The organism is Pseudomonas sp., assembly GCF_050739655.1.
Classification (GTDB): domain Bacteria; phylum Pseudomonadota; class Gammaproteobacteria; order Pseudomonadales; family Pseudomonadaceae; genus Aquipseudomonas.
The window spans coordinates 1-9,695 of sequence record NZ_JBOIBY010000564.1 but is presented as its reverse complement, the minus strand read 5'-3'; the positions used below and the strand labels follow the sequence as shown (position 1 = coordinate 9,695).

Annotated in this window: 11 protein-coding genes; 6 read left to right on the top strand and 5 right to left on the bottom strand. The window is 60.1% G+C overall.

Translation table 11 applies throughout. From position 1 onward, the window contains the following. Positions 1 to 53 precede the first annotated feature (53 nt). On the bottom strand, positions 54 to 863 hold the full coding sequence (locus tag ACRESJ_RS26890) for a TatD family hydrolase (protein ID WP_431760563.1): 810 nt from the start codon (positions 861 to 863) through the stop codon (positions 54 to 56). A gap of 259 nt (positions 864 to 1,122) precedes the next feature. On the opposite strand from ACRESJ_RS26890, the gene ACRESJ_RS26885 reads away from it, so the two are divergent. The 3 genes from ACRESJ_RS26885 (at position 1,123) to ACRESJ_RS26875 (ending at position 3,642) form a co-directional block, all read left to right on the top strand. Further along, positions 1,123 to 2,544: a transglycosylase SLT domain-containing protein gene (locus ACRESJ_RS26885; protein ID WP_431760562.1), complete on the top strand. Its 1,422-nt coding sequence runs from the start codon at positions 1,123 to 1,125 to the stop codon at positions 2,542 to 2,544. A gap of 104 nt (positions 2,545 to 2,648) precedes the next feature. Further along, entirely contained in the window at positions 2,649 to 3,083 is a 435-nt protein-coding gene (locus ACRESJ_RS26880) for a DoxX family protein (protein WP_150770106.1), read from the top strand. A 250-nt stretch (positions 3,084 to 3,333) separates the two neighbouring features. After that, positions 3,334 to 3,642 (top strand): class I SAM-dependent methyltransferase, encoded by a 309-nt coding sequence (locus ACRESJ_RS26875; protein WP_431760565.1) that lies wholly within the window; start codon positions 3,334 to 3,336, stop codon positions 3,640 to 3,642. A 17-nt stretch (positions 3,643 to 3,659) separates the two neighbouring features. Here ACRESJ_RS26875 and greB read toward each other — a convergent pair whose 3' ends face one another. Genes greB through ACRESJ_RS26860 form a run of 3 tightly spaced genes read right to left on the bottom strand, consistent with a single transcriptional unit; the run spans position 3,660 to position 7,378 of the window. Further along, entirely contained in the window at positions 3,660 to 4,157 is a 498-nt protein-coding gene (gene greB, locus ACRESJ_RS26870) for a transcription elongation factor GreB (RefSeq protein ID WP_431760561.1), read from the bottom strand. A 33-nt stretch (positions 4,158 to 4,190) separates the two neighbouring features. Beyond that, positions 4,191 to 6,695 carry an ABC transporter permease gene (locus ACRESJ_RS26865; RefSeq protein WP_431760560.1) on the bottom strand — a complete coding sequence of 835 codons (2,505 nt, stop codon included), beginning with the start codon at positions 6,693 to 6,695 and terminating at the stop codon, positions 4,191 to 4,193. After that, positions 6,695 to 7,378: an ABC transporter ATP-binding protein gene (locus tag ACRESJ_RS26860; RefSeq protein WP_431760559.1), complete on the bottom strand. Its 684-nt coding sequence runs from the start codon at positions 7,376 to 7,378 to the stop codon at positions 6,695 to 6,697. The genes ACRESJ_RS26865 and ACRESJ_RS26860 overlap by 1 nt, the downstream gene beginning before the upstream one ends. A gap of 10 nt (positions 7,379 to 7,388) precedes the next feature. Here ACRESJ_RS26860 and ACRESJ_RS26855 point away from each other — a divergent pair, with 10 nt between their 5' ends. The 3 genes from ACRESJ_RS26855 to ACRESJ_RS26845 all read left to right on the top strand — a co-directional run bounded on the left by ACRESJ_RS26855 (position 7,389) and on the right by ACRESJ_RS26845 (position 9,426). Further along, positions 7,389 to 7,994, top strand: coding sequence for an arylesterase (locus tag ACRESJ_RS26855; protein ID WP_431760558.1), 606 nt, complete (start codon positions 7,389 to 7,391; stop codon positions 7,992 to 7,994). A gap of 56 nt (positions 7,995 to 8,050) precedes the next feature. After that, positions 8,051 to 8,344, top strand: coding sequence for a hypothetical protein (locus ACRESJ_RS26850; RefSeq protein WP_003226812.1), 294 nt, complete (start codon positions 8,051 to 8,053; stop codon positions 8,342 to 8,344). Positions 8,345 to 8,454: 110 nt separating this feature from the next. Further along, the gene (locus ACRESJ_RS26845) at positions 8,455 to 9,426 is read left to right on the top strand and encodes a L,D-transpeptidase family protein (protein ID WP_431760557.1); all 972 of its coding nucleotides are present in this window, start codon (positions 8,455 to 8,457) and stop codon (positions 9,424 to 9,426) included. Between the two features lie 123 nt (positions 9,427 to 9,549). On the opposite strand, the gene ACRESJ_RS26840 is transcribed toward ACRESJ_RS26845, so the two are convergent. After that, positions 9,550 to 9,695 (bottom strand): alanine-zipper protein (locus tag ACRESJ_RS26840; protein ID WP_431760564.1); only part of this gene is annotated, 146 nt, incomplete at its 5' end.

The window sequence follows — 9,695 nt, the reverse complement described above, 5'->3', positions numbered from 1 at the left end:
TTTCGCGAGCAAGCTCGCTCCTACAGCATTATGGTCCCGCAGGGGATTGGTGCTTATTCAGAAATGGTGGGCAGCCCGTAGAACGCCCGTGCACACGCTGTCGTATGCGCCGCCAGATCCTCCTGGCTCTCCCCCCGATGCAACGCCACCTCACGCAACACTTCGGTCAGGTAGGCCGGTTCGTTGCGCCCATTCTTCGGCTTGGGACGCAGACTGCGCGGCAGCAGATAGGGCGCATCGCTTTCGAGCATCAGGCGCCCGCGCTTGATCTCTTTCACCAGCGGATGCAGGTGAGTGCCTCGGCGCTCATCGCAGATCCAGCCCGTAATACCGATGTGCAAATCCAGGTCGAGGTAGCTGAACAGCGCAGACTTTTCCCCGGTGAAACAGTGCACCACGGCAGCCGGCAGTTGATCGCGGTAGTCACGCAGGATTTCCAGCAGGCGTTGACTCGCATCACGCTCATGCAAAAACACGGGCAGCTGCAATTCGACAGCTATCGCCAGATGCTCTTCCAGGACTTTTTCCTGCTGCGGGCGCGGCGAGAAATCACGGTTGAAATCCAGGCCGCATTCGCCCACGGCGACCACATTCGGCTCCTTGAGCAGGCCGCGAAGACGGCGCGCGCTGTCCGCATTCCAGTCGCTGGCTGCATGGGGGTGAATGCCAGCGGTGGCGAAGAGCCGTTGCGCGCTTTCATCCAGTTGCTGACACAGTTCCAGCGCCTGCTCACTACCTTCGACATTGGTGCCGGTCAGCACCAATTGGCATACGCCAGCGGCATAGGCACGGTCGAGTACAGCCTGGTGTTTGTCGGCAAAACTGGGGTTGGTCAGGTTGACGCCGATATCGATGAGTTGCATGGTGCTACCTCGGTGCTACCCCGAAACAAAGGCCGCAAAGCATATCAGAGCTGTAGATTTATAAGAAAAACCAAGAACTACAACGAGTTAACGCTGTCTTTTGAGCCGCGCTCTTAAATGGCGGGCAGGGCACAATGGCCAACAGTGCCATCACTGTGCCAGTCTTTCGCACTTTGCCAGCGTTCAGGTGCTGCGCATTTTGTCGTTTGATTTCATGAAGTCACCCATGTGATCAACCCGAATTCCTTCCGGAGAGTGGATGATTCGTCCCTCGGTTTTGTTACTGCTGTGCTGTTCGCTGCTGCTGCCGATGACGGCGGTCGCGCGTCTGCCTGGGCCACTGCAAGCCGTACCGGCTGCCAAGGTGCGTGACCTGACAGAAATCCGCAGCAGCCGAGTGCTCCGAGTATTGGTCAACCAGAGCCGCAACAGTTCCGGTGAGGTCCAGGGCCAGGCCATCGGCGTCGAATACCATCGCTTGCGCGCCTTCGAGCAGTATTTGAACGGCTACGCCCGCGACGGTCAGGAAATTACCCTCAAGATCATTCCCAAGGCCAAGGATCAACTGCTCGGTGCGTTGCAGCGCGGGGAGGGCGATCTTGTCGCGCCGGGAGAATTGCTGGACCTGCAACCGGGTTTCGCGGTCAGCAGCAGTGAGCCGGTTGCCCGCAACATCCCGCTGGTACTGGTGGGCATAAAAGGCGAGCGTCGGTACACACGCCTTGAACAGCTCTCGGGTAAAACCCTGGCATTGCCCACCGGCAGCGCTGCCGGGGATGCCATCAGCCAGATCAATCAAAAGCTTGCCTTGCATAAGTTGCCACCGGTCACCATCGAATGGGTCGATCCGAGCCTGGCGGTGGAGGACGTGCTGGAGATGGTGCAAGGCGGCATCTTTCACCTGACCATCGTCGAGCAACCGATCGCAGAGCGCTGGGGCAAGATCCTGCCGAAACTGCGGGTCGATCGACAGGTGCAAATCAGCGACCCGGGCGAGGAGTACTGGTTCGTGCGCCGCGACGCATCGATGTTGCGGGCCAGCATCGATCGTTTTCTCACCGGTTATAAAAAGCCATCGGACCAGGATGCCGCTTTCCTGCGGATCTATCGGCGCCTGTATCAAGTGCACTATCCATTGGCCAAGGCTGACCGCCAGCGCCTGGAAAAGCTGCGGCCGGTGCTGCAAAAACATGCCGACGCCCAAGGCATGGACTGGCTGAACCTGGCGGCGCTGGCGTTCAAGGAGTCAGGTCTGCAACCCAAGGCGGGCAGCGGTGGCGCGCCGACCGGCCTGATGCAGATCACGCCATCTGCGGCCCAGCGGGTGGGAGTCAGCAATATTCAGGATCTGGATGCCAATGTGCAGGCGGGGGCCAAATACCTGTCGATGATTCGTCGCAAGTTCTTCGCCAGCCCCAAACTCAACGAGCGCGAGCGAATGGCGTTCGTGCTGGCCGCCTACAACATCGGACCGGAGCGGGTGCAGGGGATGCGTGCCGAAGCACGGCGGCGGGGCTTGAATCCGAACCAATGGTTTTTCCAGGTTGAGCGTGTTGCCATGGAGCAGGTGGGAATGGGACCTGTCAGCTATGTTAATAGCGTGAACAAGTATTACCTGGCGTTCGATCGGGAGCGGGAGTCGTTGGAGCCCCAGGGGCAAAAAGTTGCCCTTCGTAAATGATCGAATAAACTGATTGTTATGGCGGGATATTTGCGCTTTTAACATGATATTTACTGATTAATATAGCGGCCAACCAACACACACTTTCAAATGGATGACACAGCATGAGCACACTGATCAACAAGGTACTGTTTACCCGCGCTGGCTACGGCCTGACCGTTCTGCGAATTTTTGTCGGCATCATCTTCGCAGCCCACGGCTCGCAGAAACTCTTCGGTGCGTTTGGTGGCTATGGCTTGGCAGGTACCGCGCAATACATGGAAAGCATCGGTCTGGCGCCGGGCTACCTGATGGCGACACTGGCCGGTGGCACCGAATTTTTCGCCGGCCTGGCATTGATCATTGGCCTGCTGGTTCGTCCGGCGGCGCTGGGCCTGACCTTCCTCTCCCTGGTGGCGATCTTCTCGGTGCACATCAGCAACGGTCTGTTTATGGCCAACAACGGTTATGAGTTCGCCTTGGCACTGCTTGGTGGCAGCATCGCGGTACTGATCGAAGGCGCCGGCAAGCTCTCGGCAGACCGCGCCATCGCCGGCTGACCGCTCTGGCTCAACGAAAAGGCCCGCATTACGCGGGCCTTTTTTGTTTGGCGTCATTCTTGACACTGTCCGGTCAGCTTCTCTAGGATGCTGCCCATGCGCCGATTTAAACAGCTACTTGCGGGGCGCCAGGTGACTCTCATTCAGTCGCCGATAGAAGCTTGAGACAGGCTTCGAAATACCGCTAAAGCGCTGGTTCGGTGTTGCCTCTCACCTGCCATGCAGACTTTTGAGGCAGAGACACGACATGATGAATGCACTAAGCCCCGTAGTACGTCCCGCGCCGATCACGGCACATCTCACCCAACGCAATCCAAAAATCCTGCTTGGCGGTAAACATCAGCCGACGCTCTTGCGTTATCTCGATGGCTGGCCACGTCGAACCGGTGGTCCGGCAGCCTTTCTGATTCAGTTTGTCGAAGACGGTGAATCCCTGGCTCGATTTGCCAACGACAGTTTCGATCTGGCGGTAATTCAATCGCCCAGCCTCGAAGAAGCTCCGCAAATGATCAAGCAGTTGACCCGCGTTGCCCGGCAAGGGCTGATTACCCGACGCTGAGCCCAAGGTGCCGTGGCTTATGGATACTCGATCGCCACGATGTACACACACTGTTCGCCGGTAGGCGTCTGGACCCGGACTTCGGCGTCCAGGGCCTTGCCGATCAGGGCGCGGGCCAGCGGTGAGTCGATGCTGATCAAGCCTTGTTTGAGGTCCAGCTCGTCCGGCCCGACGATGCGGTAGCGCGACTCCTTGCCGTCCTCGTCTTCGATCGTGACCCAGGCACCGAAATAGACTTTGTTCGGGTCGCTGGGTTTTTCGCTGACAACCTTGAGCGCTTCCAGGCGTTTGGTGAGAAAACGCACGCGACTGTCGATTTCGCGCAGCATCTTTTTGCCGTAGGTGTATTCGGCGTTTTCCGAGCGATCGCCCTGTGCCGCCGCTTCGCTGACAGATTGCGTCACTTGCGGTCGCCGGACATGCCACAGTTCATGAAACTCGGCACGCATCCGCGCTTCACCTTCAGGGGTGATCAGGGCAGTGCCAGCGGTGCGGGGAGGGCGATATCGGCTCATGGCGGCTTCTTGTGGTGAAGAGCGCTGAGTTTATCAACCCTCGCGCAGAACTGTCAGCGGGCTGGCGTTCAAGGCGCGACGGGTACCGAACACGCCAGCACCGCCAATCAACACCGCGCCGATCAGAGGCAGCAACAACAGCCACGGATGCGGATGCCAGGGCAGGTCGAACGCGTACCGGTAGAGCACCAGGCTCACGACCTCCGAACCCAACGCTGCCAGCAATCCGCTCACCGCGCCAAGCAAACCGAACTCGATCCGCCGCGCCTTGACCAGCAATTGCCGTTCTGCACCCAGCGCTCGCAGCAGCGCGCCCTGGCGAATGCGTTCATCCAGCGTGGCCTGCAAGCCGGAAAACAACACCGCCATCCCCGCCGCCAATACAAACAACAGCACGTATTCCACCGCCAGCGTGACCTGGGCGAGGATGCTGCGCAGTTGTTCAAGCAACGCTTCGACTTGCAGAATGGTGACCGCCGGGAACGACCGGGACAGGTCGACGATCTGCTGATCATGGCCCGCCGCCAGATAGAAGCTGGTCAGGTAAGTGGCCGGTAGATCCTTCAAAGTGCCGGGCTGGAAGATCATGAAAAAGTTGGGTTGGAAGTTGTCCCAGTTGATCTCGCGCAGACTGGTGACTTTTGCCTCGCGATTGACTCCGCCAACGGTGAAGATCAAATGATCGCCGAGTTTGAGTTTCAGGCTTTCGGCGACTTTGCCTTCCACCGACACGCCAGGAATTTCATCCGGCGTTTGCTCGGGCCACCAGTTACCGGCCGTGAGTTTGTTGCCCGCCGGCAGGTCGGCGGCCCAGGTCAGGCTCAGGTCACGCTGGATCGCCCTGTCACCGGCGGATTCCTTGGTGACGATTTGCTGCACGGGCTCGCCATTGATGCTGATCAGTCGTCCCGGCACTACCGGGTACAGCGGCGCCGATTGCGCCGACAGTTCCATCAGGCGATCGGCGAAGGCTTGCTTGTCCCCCGGCAGGATGTTCAGCGCAAAGTAATTCGGTGCGTTTTTCGGCAACTGGTTCTGCCAGGTATCCAGCAATTCGCCACGCAGCAAGGCGATCAACGCCATCGACAGCAGGATCAGGCCGAAGGCCAGCGATTGGCCCGCGGCGGCCAGTGGATGGCGCAGCAATTGACCCAGCCCAAGACGCCACGGCAAGGCAGCACGGGCGAGCATGCGGCGCAGGCTTTTGAGCAGCAGTAATAGCAAACCGCCCAGCACCACCGCGGCAATGACGCCGCCGCCGAGCAGGGCGAAGGTCAGAAGCAGGTCCAGGCTCAGGCGCCACATGATCAGGCCAAGGGCACCCAGTGCTGCGCCGTAGACCATCCAGGTGCTGGAGGGAATCGGCAACATGTCCCGTCGTAACACGCGCAATGGCGGTACCCGACCCAGCGCGGCCAGTGGCGGCAAGGCAAAACCTGCCAGGGCCACCAGCCCGGTGCCGATTCCGGCGATGGCCGGAAACAGGCCGCCCGGCGGTACGTCGGTGGGCAGTAAATCATGCAGCAAGGCAAATAGCCCCAGTTGCGCCAGCCAGCCAATGACGGCACCGCTGATGCTGGCGAGCAGGCCGAGCACGGTCAGTTGCAAGCTGAACAGCACCATGGTTTCCCGTCGGGACAATCCAAGGCAGCGCAACAGGGCGCTGGCGTCGAATCGGCGTGTGGCGAAACGCGTCGCCGACAACGCCACCGCCACACCGGCCAGCAACACCGCCACCAGACTGGCCATGTTCAAGTAGCGCTCTGCCTTGCCCAATGCGCCACCGATCTGCCGGTTGCCGTCGCGGGCATCCTGGATGCGCTGGTTGGCGGCGAGGCCGGGCTTGATCAGTTGCCGATAGGTTTCCAGGGCTTCGGGTTTACCGCGCCAGAGCTCGCGATAACTGACACGGCTGCCGGGTTGCACGACGCCGGTGGCGGCGAGGTCGTCCAGGTTGATCAATACCCGTGGTGTCAGGCTATAGAAGTTGCCGGCACGGTCGGGCTCGTAGGTCAGCACCCGCGCCAGCTTCAGGGTTTTCATGCCGACATCGACGCTGTCGCCAATCTTCAAGTCCAGCGCGGTCAGCAGTCGTGCCTCGACCCACGCTTCTCCGGATTTCGGACCGCCTCCGGCCTCCTGTGGGGCGAAGGGGGCGAGGGCGCTTTTCAGTTCGCCACGCAATGGATAGACCGCATCGGCGGCCTTGATGCTGGACAGTTGAATGCCGTTGTCAGTGGCGATGACGCTGGAGAATTCCACCACCTGCGCGTGTTCGAGGCCCAGTTCAATCCCGCTTTTGATCTGTTCCGGGCGGGCTGCAGAGCTGCCTTCCAGCACCAGGTCCGCACCCAGAAACTCTGTGGCGCGCAGCATCATGGCGCCGTTCAGGCGGGCGCCAAAGTAACCAATGGCGGTACTCGCGGCCACGGCCACCAGTAGCGCAAAGAACAACACGCGCAATTCACCGGCGCGAGCGTCGCGCAATAATTGGCGGATGGCGAGACTGAACAGACGCAACAACGGCAAGCGTGCCATCAAGCCTCCAGAGGGGCGACCAAGTGGCCGGCTTCAAGGCGGATCAGGCGCCGGCAGCGATGAGCCAGGCGTTCATCGTGGGTCACCAGCACCAGGGTCGTGCCGCGCTCCTTGTTGAGTTCGAACAACAGATCGCTGATGCGCTCGCCGGTGTGGCTGTCGAGATTGCCTGTCGGTTCGTCGGCGAACAGGACATCGGGTTCGGCGGCAAAGGCGCGGGCAATTGCCACGCGCTGCTGTTCACCACCGGACAGCTGGCGAGGGGAGTGAGTGAGGCGTTGGCCCAGGCCGACCCGTTGCAGCAGTTCGGTCGCGCGACCACGGGCATCTTTGCGGCCATCGAGTTCCAGCGGCAGCATGACGTTTTCCAGGGCGTTGAGACTGTCGAGTAGCTGGAATGATTGAAAGACGAAGCCGACATGCTCTGCGCGAATGCGTGCACGCTGGTCTTCATCGAGGTTGCTCAGGCTTTGGCCTGCGAGTGTGACTTCGCCGCTGCTCGGCAAGTCGAGGCCGGCAAGCAGGCCCAGGAGGGTGGATTTGCCGGAACCGGACGCGCCAACGATGGCCAGGCTGTCGCCCTTGTTCAGTTGCAGGCTGAGTTCGTGCAGGATGGTCAGTTCACCTTCCGCGCTGGGAACCACTTTGCTAAGGTTCTTCGCGGTGAGAATGCTTGCGCCCATGGAGAATCCGATGCGTGTGTGGTTTTTGAGTGCTGGCCTGGCCTTGATGTGCATGGCCCAGAACGCAGCGGCGGGTACTGTCCTGATCGTTGGCGATAGTATCAGCGCCGGTTTCGGGCTGGATACCCGGCTGGGGTGGGTGTCGCTGCTTGAGCAACGGCGCAAGCGCGAAGGTTTCGACGATAAAGTGTTCAATGCGTCCATCAGTGGCGACACCAGTGCCGGAGGGCACGCGCGGCTGCCGGCGCTGCTTGCAGAGCATAAACCGGAACTGGTGATCCTCGAATTGGGGGGTAATGACGGACTGCGCGGATTACTGCCAACACAATTGCAACAAAATCTTGCGTCGATGATCGACCGCTCCCGGGCCAGCGGTGCCAAGGTGCTGTTGCTGGGTATGCAATTGCCACCCAATTATGGCGCTCGCTACACCAAGGCTTTTGCCGAGGCCTATAGCAATGTGGCCAGCGAGAAAAAAATCCCGTTGGTACCGTTTTTCCTCGACGGTGTGGGCGGACATCCAGACCTGATGCAGGCCGACGGCATACACCCGGCGGCCGGGGCTCAGGACAAGTTGCTGGAAAATGTCTGGCCTACCCTAAAACCGCTGTTATGACACTTTTCTAGAGGCAGGCTTTCGGCTAAGGTGGCGCCCCCGATTTGGAGCCCCCGATGCCGCGTCCCGCCTGGTCACTTTTTGCCTATCAACTGATCGAGCCTGACGAACAGCTGGATCTGTTCGCCTGCCAGGAAGTGCGGGTGCATCTGGTGACTCGTCAGCTGGAGTTGGGCGGCTCGGCGGATCGCACCTTGTGCGGCAGCCTGCTGCCAGCGCAACCGCGCTGGTCAAGCGTTGATCGCCGGGTGTTCCAGGACCAGCGTCTCTGTTCGCTGTGCCGCGCGATTCTGGAGTCGCAAAAACGCGGCACCTCGCCTATCTGGCCGGAACTGCGGTTCGAGCTTTAGCGCTTTTTCGATCTATACGAGCGGGTTATCGGGCGATTCACCGAATATACGGATGGCGGTGTACAATTGCTCCCCTATACCCTCTGTCGATCATGCGAAGGATTTTACGGATGTTGCCGCGCTTTCCTGCCGTCACCCGCTGCCTGACACTTGCCGCCCTCTTTGTGGCCGGTCCCGTCGCAGCCTTGGAGCTGCCACTGCCACCGCCTGGTGAAGACATCATCGGCCAGGTGCAGGTGATCAAAGCCAAGTACGAAGATACCTTCGCGGACCTTGGCACTACCTACGATCTGGGCTACTCGGAAATGGTTGCGGCCAACCCTGGTGTCGATCCGTGGCTGCCGGGTGCCGGCACTGAAATCGTGCTGCCGACCCGGTTCATCCTGCCACCTGGTCCGCGCGAAGGCATCGTCATCAACCTGGCCGAGTACCGCCTCTATTACTACCCGAAAGGCCGGAACGTGGTGTACACCTTCCCGCTGGGTATCGGTCGTGAAGGTTGGGGCTCGCCGATTGCCCATACCAGCATCACTGCAAAAACGCCGAACCCGACCTGGACGCCTCCAGCGTCGATCAAGGCTGAGCACGCTGCCGATGGCGATCCACTGCCTAACGTGGTGCCGGCCGGCCCGGATAACCCGCTGGGGCCGTTCAAGTTCACCTTGGGCACACCTGGCTACCTGATCCACGGCTCGAACAAGAAGTTCGGTATCGGCATGCGCACCAGCCATGGTTGCTTCCGTATGTTCAACAACAACGTGCTGGAAATGGCTGGCATGGTGCCGGTGGGTACGTCGGTGCGCATCATCAACGACCCCTACAAGTTCGGTGTAAGTGCCGGCAAGGTTTATCTGGAGGCGCACACGCCACTGGACGACAAGGGCAACCCGTCGGTGGTCGACAAGCACACCGCCGTCATCAACGCGATGCTCAAGCGTGAAGACATCACCAACAACCTGCGCATGAACTGGGATGTGGTGCGTGATGTGGTGGCTGCTGAAGACGGTCTGCCTGTGGAGATCGCCGTGCCCAATGCTGCCGCTCCGATGGTGACCAGCGCGCCTCTCGATCCGCTGCAGTAACGCTCGAAAAAACCCGCCGATGCTCGCCGCATCGGCGGGTTTTTTATTGCCTGCAACAAATGCCGGGCAATAAAAAAGCCGACCCAAAAAATGGGTCGGCTTGATAACAATCCCGAAGGACTATTACTTGCGGCTAGCTTTTTCCAGCATGCGCAGAGCACGCTCGTTAGCTTCGTCAGCAGTCTGTTGTGCTTTTTGAGCAGCAGCCAGAGCTTCATCAGCTTTACGGTAAGCTTCGTCTGCACGAGCCTGGGAGCGAGCAGCTGCGT

Excerpts from the sequence above, each read along its gene's own strand:
- ACRESJ_RS26890 (WP_431760563.1), bottom strand. The coding sequence starts at position 863 with ATGCAACTCATCGATATCGGCGTCAACCTGACCAACCCCAGTTTTGCC.
- ACRESJ_RS26885 (WP_431760562.1), top strand. The coding sequence starts at position 1,123 with ATGATTCGTCCCTCGGTTTTGTTACTGCTGTGCTGTTCGCTGCTGCTG.
- ACRESJ_RS26880 (WP_150770106.1), top strand. The coding sequence starts at position 2,649 with ATGAGCACACTGATCAACAAGGTACTGTTTACCCGCGCTGGCTACGGC.
- ACRESJ_RS26875 (WP_431760565.1), top strand. The coding sequence starts at position 3,334 with ATGAATGCACTAAGCCCCGTAGTACGTCCCGCGCCGATCACGGCACAT.
- greB (WP_431760561.1), bottom strand. The coding sequence starts at position 4,157 with ATGAGCCGATATCGCCCTCCCCGCACCGCTGGCACTGCCCTGATCACC.
- ACRESJ_RS26865 (WP_431760560.1), bottom strand. The coding sequence starts at position 6,695 with ATGGCACGCTTGCCGTTGTTGCGTCTGTTCAGTCTCGCCATCCGCCAA.
- ACRESJ_RS26860 (WP_431760559.1), bottom strand. The coding sequence starts at position 7,378 with ATGGGCGCAAGCATTCTCACCGCGAAGAACCTTAGCAAAGTGGTTCCC.
- ACRESJ_RS26855 (WP_431760558.1), top strand. The coding sequence starts at position 7,389 with ATGCGTGTGTGGTTTTTGAGTGCTGGCCTGGCCTTGATGTGCATGGCC.
- ACRESJ_RS26850 (WP_003226812.1), top strand. The coding sequence starts at position 8,051 with ATGCCGCGTCCCGCCTGGTCACTTTTTGCCTATCAACTGATCGAGCCT.
- ACRESJ_RS26845 (WP_431760557.1), top strand. The coding sequence starts at position 8,455 with ATGTTGCCGCGCTTTCCTGCCGTCACCCGCTGCCTGACACTTGCCGCC.